15 protein-coding genes are annotated in these 16057 nt (G+C 44.1%); 13 read left to right on the top strand and 2 right to left on the bottom strand.

Annotated elements, in window-relative coordinates; translation table 11 throughout:
* Positions 1 to 24: 24 nt before the first annotated feature.
* Positions 25 to 1647 (top strand): L-lactate permease, encoded by a 1623-nt coding sequence (locus tag MHI11_RS01780; RefSeq protein WP_340960273.1) that lies wholly within the window; start codon positions 25 to 27, stop codon positions 1645 to 1647.
* Between the two features lie 39 nt (positions 1648 to 1686).
* Here MHI11_RS01780 and MHI11_RS01785 read toward each other — a convergent pair whose 3' ends face one another.
* Entirely contained in the window at positions 1687 to 2676 is a 990-nt protein-coding gene (locus MHI11_RS01785; protein WP_003217004.1) for a LacI family DNA-binding transcriptional regulator, read from the bottom strand.
* Positions 2677 to 2785: 109 nt separating this feature from the next.
* Here MHI11_RS01785 and MHI11_RS01790 point away from each other — a divergent pair, with 109 nt between their 5' ends.
* The 7 genes from MHI11_RS01790 (at position 2786) to MHI11_RS01820 (ending at position 9402) form a co-directional block, all read left to right on the top strand.
* Positions 2786 to 4111 carry a DegT/DnrJ/EryC1/StrS family aminotransferase gene (locus MHI11_RS01790; RefSeq protein WP_065098748.1) on the top strand — a complete coding sequence of 442 codons (1326 nt, stop codon included), beginning with the start codon at positions 2786 to 2788 and terminating at the stop codon, positions 4109 to 4111.
* Positions 4086 to 4952: an HAD-IIB family hydrolase gene (locus MHI11_RS01795; RefSeq protein ID WP_044139259.1), complete on the top strand. Its 867-nt coding sequence runs from the start codon at positions 4086 to 4088 to the stop codon at positions 4950 to 4952. The genes MHI11_RS01790 and MHI11_RS01795 overlap by 26 nt, the downstream gene beginning before the upstream one ends.
* On the top strand, positions 4949 to 5995 hold the full coding sequence (locus MHI11_RS01800; protein WP_044139260.1) for a Gfo/Idh/MocA family protein: 1047 nt from the start codon (positions 4949 to 4951) through the stop codon (positions 5993 to 5995). The genes MHI11_RS01795 and MHI11_RS01800 overlap by 4 nt, the downstream gene beginning before the upstream one ends.
* A 54-nt stretch (positions 5996 to 6049) precedes the next feature.
* The gene (locus MHI11_RS01805; RefSeq protein WP_340908723.1) at positions 6050 to 7237 is read left to right on the top strand and encodes an MFS transporter; all 1188 of its coding nucleotides are present in this window, start codon (positions 6050 to 6052) and stop codon (positions 7235 to 7237) included.
* A 113-nt stretch (positions 7238 to 7350) separates the two neighbouring features.
* On the top strand, positions 7351 to 7980 hold the full coding sequence (locus tag MHI11_RS01810; RefSeq protein ID WP_044139262.1) for a LysE family translocator: 630 nt from the start codon (positions 7351 to 7353) through the stop codon (positions 7978 to 7980).
* A 100-nt stretch (positions 7981 to 8080) separates the two neighbouring features.
* The gene (locus MHI11_RS01815) at positions 8081 to 8464 is read left to right on the top strand and encodes a UPF0715 family protein (protein WP_003216904.1); all 384 of its coding nucleotides are present in this window, start codon (positions 8081 to 8083) and stop codon (positions 8462 to 8464) included.
* A 179-nt stretch (positions 8465 to 8643) separates the two neighbouring features.
* Positions 8644 to 9402: a YqcI/YcgG family protein gene (locus MHI11_RS01820; protein WP_044139263.1), complete on the top strand. Its 759-nt coding sequence runs from the start codon at positions 8644 to 8646 to the stop codon at positions 9400 to 9402.
* Here MHI11_RS01820 and MHI11_RS01825 read toward each other — a convergent pair.
* Positions 9397 to 10749, bottom strand: coding sequence for an amino acid permease (locus tag MHI11_RS01825; protein ID WP_340960276.1), 1353 nt, complete (start codon positions 10747 to 10749; stop codon positions 9397 to 9399). The two genes, MHI11_RS01820 and MHI11_RS01825, sit on opposite strands and share 6 nt — an antisense overlap.
* A gap of 79 nt (positions 10750 to 10828) precedes the next feature.
* Here MHI11_RS01825 and MHI11_RS01830 point away from each other — a divergent pair, with 79 nt between their 5' ends.
* The 5 genes from MHI11_RS01830 (at position 10829) to aroD (ending at position 16038) form a co-directional block, all read left to right on the top strand.
* The gene (locus MHI11_RS01830) at positions 10829 to 11425 is read left to right on the top strand and encodes an urea carboxylase-associated family protein (RefSeq protein ID WP_340960278.1); all 597 of its coding nucleotides are present in this window, start codon (positions 10829 to 10831) and stop codon (positions 11423 to 11425) included.
* Positions 11426 to 11621: 196 nt separating this feature from the next.
* Positions 11622 to 12443, top strand: coding sequence for an ammonia-dependent NAD(+) synthetase (gene nadE / locus MHI11_RS01835; protein WP_044139266.1), 822 nt, complete (start codon positions 11622 to 11624; stop codon positions 12441 to 12443).
* Between the two features lie 521 nt (positions 12444 to 12964).
* Positions 12965 to 13822, top strand: coding sequence for a citryl-CoA lyase (locus tag MHI11_RS01840; RefSeq protein WP_080772930.1), 858 nt, complete (start codon positions 12965 to 12967; stop codon positions 13820 to 13822).
* Complete coding sequence (locus tag MHI11_RS01845; RefSeq protein WP_340908736.1) at positions 13819 to 15252, top strand: aldehyde dehydrogenase family protein; 1434 nt, start codon at positions 13819 to 13821, stop codon at positions 15250 to 15252. Before MHI11_RS01840 ends, MHI11_RS01845 begins: the two co-directional genes overlap by 4 nt.
* Positions 15253 to 15261: 9 nt before the next feature.
* Positions 15262 to 16038, top strand: a complete 777-nt coding sequence (aroD, locus tag MHI11_RS01850) for a type I 3-dehydroquinate dehydratase (RefSeq protein WP_340960279.1) — start codon at positions 15262 to 15264, stop codon at positions 16036 to 16038.
* Positions 16039 to 16057: the final 19 nt, after the last annotated feature.

Genomic DNA, 16057 nt, shown 5'->3' on the forward strand with positions numbered 1-16057 from the left:
CTGAGCAGAAAAGGATGAATCACTATGTGGCAGCAAATATATAATCCGTTTGGCAATGAGTTCGTGAGTGCATTGGTAGCAATGCTTCCAATTTTGTTTTTCCTACTTGCATTAACCGTATTTAAGTTAAAAGGTGTTTTAGCCGCTTGTTTTACCTTAATCGTCAGCTTTGTAACAGCAGTTTTCTTCTTTCATATGCCAATTGAAAAAGCATTATCTGCTGTGCTGCTCGGTATATCTAATGGGCTGTGGCCGATTGGATATATCGTCATCATGGCGGTGTGGCTCTATAAAATTGCTGTGAAATCTGGTAAATTCGATGTTATTCGTTCTAGTATTGCAGGAATCTCTCAAGATCAACGTCTTCAGCTCTTATTAATTGGTTTTAGTTTTAACGCATTTTTAGAGGGAGCCGCTGGGTTTGGTGTACCGATTGCGATTAGTGCCGCTCTCTTAACAGAGCTTGGGTTTAAACCGCTGAAAGCTGCGATGCTCTGCTTAATTGCCAATGCTGCGTCTGGCGCATTTGGTGCTGTGGGTATCCCAGTCATTACAGGGGCGCAAATGGGCAATATGACGCCGCTTGCATTATCTCAAACCCTTGTGTTTACGATTCCATTTATTTCATTCTGTATTCCGTTCCTACTCATTCTCATTGTGGACGGATTGAAAGGGATTAAAGAAACGCTCCCTGCCTTGCTTGTTGTGAGTGGAAGCTATGCCATTTTGCAAGCTGTCACAATGGTGACAATGGGTCCTGAGCTTGCCAATATTATTTCAGCTTTAGCAAGTATGGGGATTTTGGCTTTATTTCTTCGAAAATGGCAGCCGAAACATATTTATCGTGAAGAAGGAGCACCAGCCATTGAACAGAAACAAACGTATCGCGGCGTTGAAGTGCTGAAAGCATGGTCTCCGTTCTATATTTTAACTGCCGTGATTACGGTATGGAGTCTGCCAGCATTTAAAGCATTGTTTGCTGTAGGAGGCCCGCTCAACTGGACAACCATTTTAGTGAAAATGCCATTTTTGCATCAGCAAATTGTGAAATTACCACCAATTGCACAAACAGCAACACCTATTGATGCGATCTTTAAAATTGATGTGATCAGTGCAACGGGTACTGCCATTCTGATTGCGGTGATGCTGACAGGTTTGTTTAGCAGACATATTACATTAACAGAAGGCGCTGCCTGCTTAAAAGCATCAGTGAAAGAGCTTTGGGTACCAGTTCTCACCATTTGTTTTGTCATGGGCTTTGCCAACTTGGCGAACTTCGCTGGACTAAGTTCAGCCATTGGGCTTGCACTTGCCAAAACAGGCGATTTGTTCCCGCTTGTCAGCCCAGTGCTTGGCTGGATCGGGGTGTTTATTACAGGATCTGTCGTGAGTAACAACGCCTTATTCGGTAACCTTCAAGCGGTCACTGCTTCTCAAATCGGCTCACAAGCAGGTTTGTTAATCGGAGCAAATACAACAGGCGGGGTCATGGCGAAATTAATTTCTCCACAATCTATCGCCATTGCTACAGCAGCAGTTGGAGAAACAGGTAAAGAATCTGAGCTCTTCCAAAAGACTGTGAAGTACAGCTTCATCCTGCTCGGCATAGTGTGTGTATGGACATTCATTCTTGCTCAATTTATATAGGTTTAAAAAAAGACTGGACAGCTCTCAGTCTTTTTTTGTTTATGTCGATTCCCTTGTTACAAGCCGGGTAGGCAGCTGGATATGTTCACGCTGTAATGGTTTTTGGTCTTGCAGGATCTCGATTATTTGCTGCACAGACCGCTGGCCAAGCTCTACGATCGGGATGTCGATTGTGGTGATTGTTGGAGCCGTCACCTCGCAAATGTCTTGATTGTCATAGCCAATCACCGCTAGATCCTTAGGAATTTGATAACCATATGAAATGGCCTGTTTAATGAGCCCTGCTGCGACTTGGTCATTACCGGTGAAAATGGCATCAGGTGCATTCTTCATGTCATGGATGACATCCATTAAGCGAAAACCGTCTTCAATGGTGAAGGCCTCGCCGAACAGCCAATCGTCATGCAGCGGCAAGCCGTGTGCAGAAAGAGCATCGAGATAGCCCTGTTTCCTTTGTTTCTGTGCTTCACTGCTTTCTGTATCAAAGCAAAACCCGATCGATTTCCGCCCCGACTGAATCAAGTAGTCAACTGCTTTATAGGCAGCTTCCCGCTCGTCGTATCCAATAATCGGGATGTCTGCTGTTTGATGATATTCATTCGCCATGACAATAGGGCCGTTCGTTAAAAATGGCTCGATCTTTTCCCACGGATTTTCTAATGCCCCTAATATGACCCCATCTACTTCTCTTCTTTTTAATAATTGAAGCCCTTCAAGCTCTAATGATTCCTGATAAAACGTCTGAAGCACGATGGCTTTATAGCCTTGATCCAGTGCTTCTTTTGAAATTCCTTTAATGAATTGTGCAAAAAAAGGATGGTCCACAGCCGGGACAGATACAGCAATGGTTTTTGTCTGATGTGAACGAAGGGTGCGAGCCGCTGAACTCGGTGTATATTCCATTTCTTTCATCACCTGTAAAATGAGCTGGCGCTTTTCCTCTGACACATATGGATGATGATTCAGCACTCTGGAAACGGTGGTGGTTGAAACCCCGCAGCGTTTGGCAATTTCATAAATTGTACACATATTAACAAATCCTTTACACAAAGTTATTGTTCTGAAATCGATAACATCATTTACAATGTGAAACAAGTTAAATATTAACAAATGGAATTGATTAATTGGAGGGAATGGAATGCAAATATTGACGAAGATATCAGGTAAAAGCAAGGATTATCTTCCTTTGCTGGATATGATCAATCAAGGTGTTCAAGTAAAGTCTGATTCAGTTGAGAAGCACCTAGCAAATGAAAAGCTGGTGACGTTCCTCGAGCAAGATATAGGGCACACAGGATTGGAAAAAATTCTCTTCCATTATAAACAAAATAAGGAAAAAAAGATACCGTTTCTGCCAGTTGATAAACTGATTTCAGAGGATGAAATCGATGACATTATGCAGGTGTTGAAAGAAGTATTGAGTTCTGGCCGTTTTACTTCAGGGCCATATATCCCGGCGTTTGAAAAGCAGCTCGCTGAGTACTTAGGGAAGAAATATGTCATTGCCACGTCAAGTGGAACAGATGCCCTAATGATCAGCCTTATATCAGCAGGCGTCACTCCAGGAGATGAGGTCATTTTGCCAGCGAATAGCTTTGCTGCAACAGAAAATGCAGTGCTTGCGATTGGGGCTGTTCCAGTCTATGCCGATATTGATCCAGATACTTACTGCTTGGCACCAAGTGAAATAGAGAAGCATATCACAGATCAAACGGCATGCATTCTTCCGGTTCATTTATATGGAAAACAAGCGGATATGAAGGCCATTTCGGCGATTGCGAAAAAGCATGGGCTGAAAATCATTGAAGATGGCTGTCAGGCGATCGGCAGCACCGACCTTGGAGCATATGGAGATGGGCTTGTTCTCAGCTTTAATCCATACAAAAATCTTGGTGTCTGCGGCAAGGCAGGAGCCATTGCGACAAATGATGAAGCCTTAGCAGAAAAATGCATGGAGATCAGCTATCACGGCTTTGAAGTAGGAAAGAAAAATGTCAAACGCAGTGACTACGGCTTTAATTCGAAAATTGATAATTTGCAGGCAGCGATCGGACTCGAACGCATGAAGTATTTAGGATTACAAAACTTTAAACGCTTTTACTTAGCAAAGCGATACATTGACCAGCTGCAAACGCTTGAGGATGAAGGATACTTGAAGCTTCCGAAGCTGACGGATGATCATGTCTGGCATCTGTTCCCGATCAGAGTGCTGAAGGGAGAACGAGATAAGCTTGCAACGAAATTGCTGAAAATGGGCATAGAAACAGATGTTTATTACCCGATTCTATCGCATCAGCATCAAACAAATCTTGTTTCTCAAAAGTATAAACAAACGACACTTCCACAAACGGAAAAAGCAGCACAGGAATTACTTCACTTGCCGCTGTATCCAGGCATGCCGCTGCAAGATCAGGAGAAGGTCATCGAGGGGGTTCATCATGTTATCAAGTCTTCCATTCAATAAAAAGCTGCTGAATCAGCCGAAAAATCCGAAGTGGATCGTCTTCTGTGACTTTGATGAAACCTATTATTCTCACGGAATGACCGATGAGCTGAGAGAGGATGTAAAGCGGCTGGAAGCCTTTGTGGCAGAAAAGAGTGAAGCAGGACAGCTCATGCTTGGCTGGGTCACGGGAAGCAGCCTCGATTCTGTGACAAGTAAAATGGAAACAGGCAGTTTTCATCAATTCCCGCATTTCATTGCGTCGAATTTAGGGACTGAGATTGTGTATACATCCGATGCTCATTTTGGACAGCCAGATGCGGAGTGGATGAAGCGGCTGGATGCGCAGGGCTTCTCAGATGAAAAAATTGAAGACATCCTCGAAACTATACGTGAAAAGGGAATTCATCTCAGACCGCAAACGCAGCTGGGCAGCTCAGGGTATAAGAAGAATTTCTATTATCAGGAGCAGGATGAACGGACTGATCTTCATCATCTATCATTTATCCAAACACTTGCCAAAGAGCGCGGGGTGGCGGTCAACATCAACAAATGCAATCCGCTTGCAGGAGACCCTGCTGATTGCTATGATGTTGATTTTTTACCAGTCGGCACAGGGAAGGATGAAATTGTCCGCTTTATGCTGAACCAATATGATTTATCGAAAGATCAAGGCTTTGCCTTTGGAGATAGTGGGAACGATTTGCGGATGCTTCAATCCGTCACGCACGGTTTCCTCGTCCAAAATGCGACGGCCGAAGCCAAGCGGCACCATCATCAAATTTGTCATCATGGTTATGCAAAAGGAATCTATGAAACACTGAAAACAGTGATGTATAAACATGAGGAGGCACATTCATGAAGAAAATTGGAATTGTTGGAGCAGGGAATATTGCAAAAGCACATGCAAGAGCATTATCAACGATCAAAGGTGCAGAGTTATCCGGTGTCTATGATTTACACGAGTCAGTTGCACAGGGATTCATTAAACAGTATGGCGGACGTGTGTATTCAAGTATCGAAACTTTAGCAGATGCATCTGACGGGTTGATCATTGCCTCCCCTAATTTTTGTCACAAAGACCATGCCCTTCAGGCACTAAGAGCAGGACAGCCCATTTTATGTGAAAAGCCGATGGCTGTGTCGCTGAAGGAAGCGGAGGAAATGGTGGAGACAGCCAAACAGTTCCAGGTTCAAGCCAGTATGGGCTTTAACTATCGTTACTTATCCTTTGTGAATATTTTGAAGAACTTGATTGCCAATGGTGAATTAGGCCGGATTTTGACTGTCAGGACTCATTTTAAGAAAAACAGTGCCCTCAGAAGAAAGACATTTTCATGGAGAGACAGCGGTGAGAGTCTGCGTACGAGCGGTGCATTAGGGGATCTGGGCATTCATTTAATTGATATGCTGTGGTACTTATTTGGCAGTGAAATGAAGAAAGAATCACTTAATACCAAGATGCTGACGCATGTAAAGGAAAAGGAAGAGAAAAAGGTACAGGTGGATGATCATACCGAAATTTTCGGTCAGATGGAGAATCAAGTGTTCTTTCACTTGGTCACATCCAAAAGCACGCAGCCTGAGGAATGCGGATTTAGTGTGGAAGTCGTTGGTCATGACAAGGTATTCAAATACCATACGAACATGCAAAACGAATATGAGATCAGCGATGGCTTGTGTGTGGAGCGTCATCAAATGCCGCAAACCTTGCTGACAGATCCGCCAAATGAATTTTACGGATGGTCTGATACGTTCCGTGATCAGCTGATGCACTGGGTGAATACAGATCCATATCCATCTCATATGAAAGTTGCTGATTTTGTAGACGGGTATCGCGCACAGGCTGCGCTTAATACATGCTTCGAGAGGGAAGAGGCTGTCGAGTCTTCCCGGGCATATTAAAGAGGTGGAGCGGAGGATGTCAAAACTCCGCTCCTTTTTAGAGGAAGTGAAAAGATGAAAAAAATATTTTATTTTGGCTGTGTCTTTTATTTTTTTATTGGGACCATTCATGTGTTTTTTGGCAGCTTAACTCCTTATTTACTGTCTAGTTACGATAAGGGTCCTGGGGAATTATCTTCTTTAATCTTTTTTCAGTTTATTGGTTTTTTGACAGGGGTTCTGTTATCCCCCATCCTTGTGAGGAAAAAAGGCTATGGCGCTGTTCTGACCATGGGTCTTTTGCTGATGATCGGATCACTTCTGCTTGGGCTTTTGGTTCCTGGCTGGTCAACACTTGTGCTGGCAGGTTTTTTTCTTGGGAGCGGGGCGGGCAGTCTTGAGACAACAGCCGGAGCGTATGTGATTTCGATGGCAAACAGTGCGAAGCGAATCAGTATCATGGAGGTCTTCTTTGGGTTAGGAGCGCTGCTGTTTCCACTTGTGATTTTACTGACTGTCAATGAACAGACGTGGCACTATGTGTTTTTATTTCAAGTCGGTGCACTGACTTTCTTCCTGATGCTCTGGCTTGCCTTTATGAACAAATTGCCTCGTGGACAGATGACTTCTTCCTCCAATGGGGTGAGAAAACCGTCCTTACTTGTTGATCGAAACAATCGAATCATTGTGGTGATCATGATTTGCTTTGCCTTTTTCTACGCAGGGATTGAAACGAACTTTGCGAACTTTTTGCCGTCGATCATGCTGGAGAAGGGGGGAGACAATTGGGGTCTCTTTGCAGTCTCCACTTTCTGGACAGCAATTGTCATCGGCAGAACCGTGATTGCGAGAAAAGCAGATCAGCTGCACCCGCTGCGTTTTTTAAAGCTAAGCGCAGCACTCATGATTCTGCTGCTCGTGGTTTTTGCCATGACAACCCACATTGCCGCCCAGCTGCTTCTCATCTTTTTCATCGGCCTGTGCGCAGCTGGTATGTTCCCAATCGCACTGACTGCATCTGCATTAATGATTGAAAATGCCATCGACGAGGCCACAAGCTACTTTATTGCAGCCGCAAGTTTAGGCGGAGCCTGCTTGTCCTTCTTGATCGGCTTTAGTCTTGAATGGGCAGGAGCAGCAAGTGCCGTCTTTGTTTTCGCCTTCTTAGCTGTTCTTCTGTTTGCAGCTGCGATTCAAATGAAACGTGTGAAGAAAAAAGAAACCGTTCTCCCACAGCAGTCGGTACTGAAAGCGGATCGGTAAGCGATACCCGCTATTTCCCCTGAGTCCGCCTGAAAAGATGACAAAGGACTTGTACTAAACCATAGAACGTTTGAATAATATGTACAAGTCAGCATCAAAAGGAGGACGTCTATGTGGCGGTGTTTTTTGGTTATATCTTTTTAGGGTTGTCACTTTCAGCGCCTGTTGGGCCAGTCAATGCAGCTCAAATCGACAGAGGGATTAAAAGTGGATTTTGGCACGCGTGGATTTTTGGTGTGGGGGCAATGGCTGCGGATATTGTCTATATGCTCCTCATCTATTTTGGTGTCGCCCAGCTTTTGACCGCACCTCTTGTGAAAACCTTTTTGTGGCTATTCGGCTTTTTTGTTTTGACCTATACCGGCATTGAGAGCCTACGTAAAATCAATTTGCAGGAGAGCCCAAAAAAGGATGGGGGAAACACTTCAATTAATCAGTCGTTCATGACGGGATTTTTTATTTCTCTTTCCAATCCGCTCAGTATTTTATTTTGGCTTGGTATCTACGGCAGTATTTTGGCCAATACGATCGAAAAGTATGGGGCATCTCAATTGCTGATGTACAGCATGGCTATTTTTATCGGCATGTTGATCTGGGATTTCAGCATGGCACTGCTTGCTAGTTCGTTTAGGCGCTATTTAAGTGAACGTGTCTTACATGGCTTATCCGTGCTTGCAGGCTTATCTTTACTTGGTTTCGGCGCTTATTTTGGGTATCAAGGGATCATGGCGTTGATTGGGTAGAAAAGCAGACTCATGTCAGTCTGCTTTTTTGTAAGGATTGACAGATATAACACATTCTTGAATAATGTTGAGATATAAAATGGATTCAAGGAGCTTTGCCATGCGTATTTTTCTTCCAGTATTCAACTATTTGTGCATGCTGATCTTATCAGTCATCACAGCAACATTCGTATATACCATGCTATTTATCCCGACTGAATCAGGCTTTGGTTATGTGGAGATGACAAGTCTGCTGATTTTGATCGCTTATGTAGTGTTTGCTGCACCGATTCAGCTTGTTTTACACAGGCATCCTAGAAGGTTTCGAGGCCGTGACTTACTTGTTTATTTTCTTGCGGCGTGGGTGATTTGCTCTGCGTTAGCGTTATGGATTGATTATGGACTGGTTGTGTTCATTAGCTACAAAGTCTATCTGTTTAGCTTTTGCTCAGCCCTCATTTATTGGGTGCTCGATTCTGTCTTTTTGATGAAGAACCGATCATAGGGAAGATACAAAAGCGCTCTATTAAAAGAAGCAGCATGGAGTGAAAGACGCACATACATGCTGAATTTGAACGAGAACATCCACCTCTGGAATGCGCAAGGAAAGTCGCTTAGGGACAGTCACCACAGCCTTTTTTTCTCATAGGCTATGGAGAAGACGCTAAAACGAGGTGGAAGGAAATGGCCCAGTTGTATGCAAAAAGTTGCCTTGATCAAAATCTACGATCACTAGAAGAATGGAAGCAGGATGCTTTTACGCTATTTGGAGAGATGGTAGGAGATGAGGCAGATACATTCCCTTGTGTACCCGGAAGACAGGGGTTTTTTCTTGATCATTTACGGTATGGGTTTGTTGGTGACCCGAGGGAAGAGGATGCGGTTGATGAATTGGCCCAGCTCTTGAGAGAATATCAAAGTTGTTCGAAAGAAACGGGTCAATATGCCTCATTTGTTTGCTTTTTTGAGACACCGCAGGATTTGAGGGAATATTCGCTCGAAGAGTATGAGGAACAGTTTTGGTCGCTCGTTCAGCAATTGCATCAAAAGGATGAAATGAAGTGGCCCGAGGACATTCCGACAGATCCAGAAAATCATGAATGGGAATTTTGTTTTCATGGTGAACCCTATTTTATTTTATGCGCAACACCAGCTCACAAGCTTAGAAAAAGTCGTCACTTTCCTTATGTGATGTGGGCATTTCAACCAAGATGGGTATTTGAGAAGATGAACGGATCTACCACATTCGGTCAAAAAATGAGCAAACTTGTTCGGAAAAGGCTCAAGGCATATGATCAAGTAGATGTTCATCCAGCGTTAAAGTGGTATGGTGATCAGAAAAATCTGGAATGGAAACAATATTTCCTCTCAGATGATGAGGCGGAGAAACCAGCCTCCGCCAAATGTCCTTTTACTGCATTAAGAAACATGATGAAATTATGATGCGGTCTGATCCTGCTGCTTCCACTTTTTTCTCATAAATAGCACCATGATGGCAATCACTGCAATGATCCCAAGGCTGATAAAAAAGCCAGGTCGTCCGCTTGCCTCTGTTAAAGTGCCTGAAATGGCGGCTCCAATCAGGAGCAGCGCAAGAAACATTTCGCACGTTTGGCGAGTGGATGGCTTTGATAGCTTTTTACTTGAGAACAGAATGAAGACCCACGTGTACAGAAGGGTAAGACCGGCTGCTGTTGTGAGATGCTCGTAGATGTGTTTGGACAAAAAGAGTGCAAGCAAAATCGAGACAATTAATCCAGCAGCAGTTAAAATAATCGAAGGCCATCCGACATGAGATGGGTCTTTTTGTTTAAAACAAGCAGGTGCATCTTGATGCTCCGACATCGTGCCAAGCAGCGTCGTGACTGCATAGAGTGAGGCAACCAATGTCGAAAAGCCGGCAATAATGAAAATGCCATTAAAGATATGAAGAAAGATTGATAAATGAAATGGCTCTAATGATGTAATAAAGGGACTACTGTTCTCATTAAAGGCTGTCACCGGGACAAGCAAGAGAGCAAGACCAATTGAGACGATATAGATGACCGCTAGAATCATCAGCATGACGCGTCCAGACTTTGCTGCATCCTTCGGGTCCTTTAAATGAACCGCCATCAGCCCCATGACTTCTATTCCCCCAAATGCATAAAACGCATAAATCAATCCATTCCAAAGACCAAGCGGACCGAGCGGCATCCATTCGTGATCCTTGTTTGGGAGGTGAAGGGTTGGTTTATGATCTGTCAGAATACCGAATAACACAAGCACAGCAAGGATCATAAATAGAAAAATCGCCGCTGTCTTCAGTACCGCAAGGACATTTTCTGTCTTTTGAAAAGAAGAAAGCCCTATGATAATCACGAGCAGGGCAAGAGCGGAATAAATTGCAGAAAACACCCAGAGCGGCACAGATGGAAACCAGTGGCGGGTAAAAAGAGAAATCGCTGTTAACTGACTTCCTGTAATCAGCATTTCTGCGAACCAATACACCCAGCCATTGCTAAACCCTGCCCAGCGTCCATATGCTTTACGAGCATAGGAGCAAAACGACCCTTTATCAGGGTTATCAGCCGTCATCGCAGCCAAATGTTTAAAGACGAGATAGGTTCCAACCGCAGCAAGCAAAAAAGAAATGCAGACGGAATAACCGGACTTTGTAATGGCGATGCTGGAACCAAGGAAGAAACCGGTACCAATTGTACAGCCTACTCCGATGAGAGAAAGCTGCCACCAAGATAAAGATTGTTCTTCTTTCAATGCATGTGCAACACCTTTCTGTTTCAATGACATTAGCTTGTGACTGGCTCCTTTTTTTATACATGATCAAGGGGACGTTTTGGGCATACTGTTAAGGAAAGGAGTGCATGTGTTGAACGGAGAATACGTGATTTTACCAAAGGATGGACATGGCTTTCGTTTAGGAAAAGGCCAATGTATGCGGGTGGTTGATGTTGAAGGCCAGCAAGTAGCAGATGTCATGGCCTATCACGAAAAGGATTTTTATGAAAAATTTGACCAAGGCGCGACAATGGACAGCCTATTTTCGTCCAAAGTGAAAAAAGGCGATAAGCTCTATTCTAATTTATACAAACCGATGTTTACGGTCATTGAAGATACAGTCGAGTGCCATGATTTATATATGCCCGCCTGCCGGCAAGAAATGTACCAGCTTTTATACGGACGGACGCATTTAGAGGTCATGCATACATGCTACGATAATTTAAGGACTGGCTTCGAACCATTTGGGATTCCGAAGGAGGATATGTACTATCCTTTTAATGCCTTTATGAATACAGTCATTGATGAAAAAGGAAAGCTGTCTGTGGAGCAGCCAAAATCGCTTCCTGGTGATTACATTCGTCTGCGAGCCGAAATGGATCTCATTGTGGCCGTATCCGCATGCCCTGCTGATATTGGGAAGTGTAATGGCGCAAGCTGTACATCTATACGGGTAGAAATTGATTGAAAAAAAAGGGCCAGTCCTTATAGACAGGGTCTTTTTCATTTGTGAATGTTTGATCATTGATGAAATAGGGGAACGTCTTACAAAATGTTCTTACTGAAAACATGGTATAATGAAGATTCAAAAAACGTTGTCAAATCAATGAATTTAGAGTAAAACCTGTTCTCTTCATGTAGAGGATGCTTAGGAGGAAAAGTGTATGAGTTTGCAAAAAAAGATCAGCCAAGAGTTGCATGTGCAGCCCTCAATTGACCCGAAGCAGGAGATTGAAAAACGGGTTGGATTTTTAAAGGACTACTTGAAAAAAACCGGCGCGAAAGGATTCGTTCTCGGCATTAGCGGCGGACAGGATTCAACGCTCGCTGGACGTCTTGCACAGCTCGCTGCATCTGAACTGCGTCAAGAAGGAAAAGAAGAGGCAGTCTTTATTGCGGTGCGTCTCCCGCATGGCGTGCAGCAGGATGAAGATGATGCCCAGCTCGCTTTATCATTTATTCAGCCGGACAAGTCGTGGAAATATGATATTGCGCCTGCCGTGACGGCATTCAGTGAACAATATCAAAAAGACACAGGCGGACCGTTGTCTGACTTTAATAAAGGGAATGTCAAAGCACGTATGAGAATGATCGCGCAATATGCTGTCGGAGGAGAAGAAGGATTACTTGTCATTGGTACAGATCATGCAGCCGAAGCAGTCACTGGGTTCTTCACGAAGTATGGTGACGGCGGTGCAGACGTTCTCCCGCTCACAGGTCTGACGAAACGCCAAGGCCGGACACTGCTAGAAGCGCTGCAAGCACCAGAGCGCCTATACTTAAAGAAACCGACAGCTGATTTGCTTGATGACAAACCTCAGCAAACGGATGAAACAGAACTAGGCATTACGTACAATGAAATTGATGATTACTTAGAAGGTAAGCCCGTGTCAGAACAAGCAGCAGAAGCGATTGAAAAGCGCTATGTTCAATCAGAGCATAAACGCCAAGTACCCGCTTCCATGTTTGATGACTGGTGGAAATAAAAAAGCGACCTCTCCAGAAGATGGAGAGGTTTCAGCGTGTAGACAAACCCTCGCATTCGTTGTCAGGTCTGCGCTCCAGTGCTCACGAATGTCAAATTCGCTCCGCTCCGGTGCTCGCCCTTCCTAGACTGCAAAGGTTTTCTATCACGCTGAAAAAAAGACAAAGGGCTAAAATGATGTTCATTTTAGCCCTTTGTCAACAATCAGAGACCTCTCCAGTAGACGGAGAGGTTTTTTTATGTCGAATTTCAAGTGGGTTTGACAAAATAACCAAAAAATCATTAAATTAGTAGAACGATCTACTTAAGTCCATTTAACTAAATAAAGATTTTTTTGATCAAAAAAAGCAAGTATAATTAGTTCGATTCACTTAATTTTACTTCTATTTACAGTATTTTCAGAAAAAATGATTGACGAAGAAAAAGAATGCGCTTACAATGAAATCACATTCCGAAAAGTGAAATTAGATTCCACTGGATGGAATAAAGGGGTGGTTCACCTCCAAATAAGAAGCTAAAGGAATGATTGACACAATGAAAAATCGAAGTGCACTGGAAATTTACAAAGAGGGAGGCGCTTGGTGGGAAACTGAGATTAGTCATATTCAAAAAAATTCAATTGAACTTCGAGGTTATCCGATTGAAGAACTTATTGGCGAACTGTCGTATCCACAAATGCTTTATTTACTGCTTGTTGGTGAATTATTGGATGATTCAAAAGCAGCTCTTTTTGAAAGTGTTCTTGTCGCAGGTGCGGACCATGGACCAAGAGCGCCATCTATTGCAGCAGCCAGAATGGCGGTGACTTGCGGTATTTCGTTTAATTCCTCTGTTGCAACAGGGGTGAATTTATTAGGTGATATTCATGGCGGAGCCGGAGAGAAGGCCATGCGTATGTTATACGAAGCCAAAGCGATCTACGATGATCAAAAGGATATACAGTCTGCGGCCAAGCAAGTATGTCACACATGGTTAACTCGCAAGGAAAAAATCCCGGGGATCGGCCATCAGCTTCATGATGATGATCCGAGGGTTAGACGTCTATATGAGCTGAGTCACACATATGTCCAGCAAGGCCTTATCAGTGGGATATATTTACGGTTAGCCGAAGCGATTAGACATGAGCTTGAACACCTGAAAGGGAAGAAAATCACGATGAATATAGACGGTGTATCTGCTGCAATCCAATGTGAATTAAACATTCCAGCAGAAGCAGCAAAAGGCATTTTTTCCTTATCCAGAGGAATGGGCATCGTGGCGCATGCATATGAGGAGCTGACAAAGGGAGCCCTCGTGAAGGGACCTTGTCCGAACGAAGAAAGATTGGTTCGTTATGCAGGACATGGAACGCGGCACCTAAAGGAGGGAGAGAAAATTTGAGTAGTTTGAAAGCGTTATCATATATAGACGGCGAGTGGATGGATTCCGATCGTGTGAAAACAGATATCACAAATCCTTACTCAGGAGAAAGGATCGGTACATCATATCTCGCCTCACCAGAAGACATAGAACAGGCACTTTCTATTGCGCAGCATGCTAAAAAACAAATAGCGGGAATATCGGCAATTGAACGCTCAAAGATTCTAACAAAAGCAGCCGCCTTGCTTGAAGAACAAAAAGACCATTTCGCAAAACTGATTTCGTTAGAATTAGGCAAACCACTTAAAAATACAAGAGATGAAGTCTCACGATCAATCGAGACGCTGGCGCAGTCAGCGGAAGAAGCGAATCGATTAGTAGGTGAGACCATTCCAGGCAATGTATCATCGCGTGGGCAGGGAGCAATGGCCATGACATTTAAAGTACCAGTCGGAGTTGTGCTGGCGATTACCCCTTTTAATGCACCGCTCAACTTAATTTGTCACAAAGTTGGTCCAGCTTTTGCGGGAGGGAATGTCATTATTTTGAAGCCTGCACCGCAAACATCAGCTGTTGCCTCAGCGTTTGTCAAACTCCTTCTCGAAGCAGGGTTTCCTGAGGCAAGTTTGCAGCTTGTGATTGGCGGGGTCGACGCTGGGAAACAGTTAGTCACTGATGAAAGAACGAATCTCATCTCTTTTACCGGCGGGGCTGCCGGAGGAGAGCATATTACAACTTCTGCGGGATTAAAAAAAGTATTGCTCGAACTCGGAGGGAATGGCGCGACGATTGTTCATCACGATGCTGATATTGAACAAGCCGCATCCCTCTGTGCCAAGACAGGCTTTAGTAATTCTGGTCAAAGCTGTATTTCTGTCCAAAGAATTTATGTCCACCAGGAAATTATGCCGTCGTTTACTGAGGTATTAAAACAAAAAGTAGAGCAGCTTGTCGTTGGAGATCCGCTGTCCAGTGAGAGTGATATCGGCTGTATGGTCGATGTACAGGCCGCGCAGCGAGTTGAGACATGGATACAAGAGGCAGAGAGTATGGGGGCACAGCTTTTATGTGGGGGAAAAAGAAATGGAGCGAGCATCACACCGGCTATTTTGCTGAACCCTCCGAAACAGGCTAAGGTCGTCTGTGAGGAAGTATTCGGCCCAGTTGTCAGCATTCTCCCTTATGCGGAGCTGGAGGAGGCAATTAAAGAAGCAAATGATAGTCGATATGGATTGCAGGCAGGGATCTTTACGAATCAGCTGGATGTTGCGTTACACGCAGCAAAAGAGCTTGAAACTGGCGGTGTTGTCATCAATGGGACATCAAATTTTAGACTGGATCATTGGCCTTATGGAGGAATTAAGCGAAGTGGTCTTGGAAGAGAAGGTCCGCGTTTCGCTATTGAGGAGATGACCGAAACCAAAATGATCGTGCTTCCAAATGGTCTGTGAAAGGGGCGTATGAATGTGAATGCATTTCAGCAAAAGGTAAAAAGTGTGCAGACTGGCGGTCAGCCAATGATTTGTACGCCGCTCATCGGGCAAACAAAGGAAGAATTGTTTCATGAGGTCGAGGTATTAACTGAGAAGAAGCCTGATGTGATAGAGTGGCGGGCGGATTTTTTTCATCACCTTCATGACAAGGAACAAGTTATAGAAACCCTTAAGGGAATGGTAGAAAAGGCAAAGGGCATACCATTTTTATTCACAATCCGCTCTGAAAAGGAGGGCGGCGAAAGTATATCACTCTCAGAAAATGAGAAGGTTTCTCTGCTTGTCGAGCTTTGTTCCACACAGCTTGTGGACGCCGTTGATTATGAATTGATGCATGATGTGACACATTTACAGCAAGTCAGTCAGGCGGCTAAAAGTAATGGGGTCACCTTGATTGTGTCGTATCACGATTTCCAGCGCACCCCTGAGTTGGATCGTCTCGTGCAGCTCTTCGTCAATGCAGAATCAGTCGGCGCCGACATCGCAAAGATTGCAGTGATGCCGCATTCCTATGAGGATGCATTAACACTGCTCTCGGCGACCAGCCATGCGAACAAGCAGCTGTCGATTCCCGTTATTTCGATGGCAATGGGGGAATATGGGGCTTTTACAAGAATGGTTGGTGGACTTTTTGGATCTGTCATGACCTTTGCTGTAGGGAAAGAAAGCTCAGCTCCCGGGCAAGTGGCGATACAGGATTTGAACAGCGTTCTATCGATTGTTTTTCAAAGAATAAGTGAGTAGCAGATTCATAGCTGCACCG

The organism is Bacillus sp. FSL K6-3312 (assembly GCF_038007485.1).
In the GTDB taxonomy this organism is placed as follows: Bacteria; Bacillota; Bacilli; order Bacillales; family Bacillaceae; genus Bacillus; species Bacillus pumilus.

Coding starts and splice junctions, on each gene's coding strand:
- MHI11_RS01780 (WP_340960273.1), top strand. CDS start 25: ATGTGGCAGCAAATATATAATCCGTTTGGCAATGAGTTCGTGAGTGCA.
- MHI11_RS01785 (WP_003217004.1), bottom strand. CDS start 2,676: ATGTGTACAATTTATGAAATTGCCAAACGCTGCGGGGTTTCAACCACC.
- MHI11_RS01790 (WP_065098748.1), top strand. CDS start 2,786: ATGCAAATATTGACGAAGATATCAGGTAAAAGCAAGGATTATCTTCCT.
- MHI11_RS01795 (WP_044139259.1), top strand. CDS start 4,086: ATGTTATCAAGTCTTCCATTCAATAAAAAGCTGCTGAATCAGCCGAAA.
- MHI11_RS01800 (WP_044139260.1), top strand. CDS start 4,949: ATGAAGAAAATTGGAATTGTTGGAGCAGGGAATATTGCAAAAGCACAT.
- MHI11_RS01805 (WP_340908723.1), top strand. CDS start 6,050: ATGAAAAAAATATTTTATTTTGGCTGTGTCTTTTATTTTTTTATTGGG.
- MHI11_RS01815 (WP_003216904.1), top strand. CDS start 8,081: ATGCGTATTTTTCTTCCAGTATTCAACTATTTGTGCATGCTGATCTTA.
- MHI11_RS01820 (WP_044139263.1), top strand. CDS start 8,644: ATGGCCCAGTTGTATGCAAAAAGTTGCCTTGATCAAAATCTACGATCA.
- MHI11_RS01825 (WP_340960276.1), bottom strand. CDS start 10,749: ATGTCATTGAAACAGAAAGGTGTTGCACATGCATTGAAAGAAGAACAA.
- nadE (WP_044139266.1), top strand. CDS start 11,622: ATGAGTTTGCAAAAAAAGATCAGCCAAGAGTTGCATGTGCAGCCCTCA.
- MHI11_RS01840 (WP_080772930.1), top strand. CDS start 12,965: ATGATTGACACAATGAAAAATCGAAGTGCACTGGAAATTTACAAAGAG.
- aroD (WP_340960279.1), top strand. CDS start 15,262: ATGAATGTGAATGCATTTCAGCAAAAGGTAAAAAGTGTGCAGACTGGC.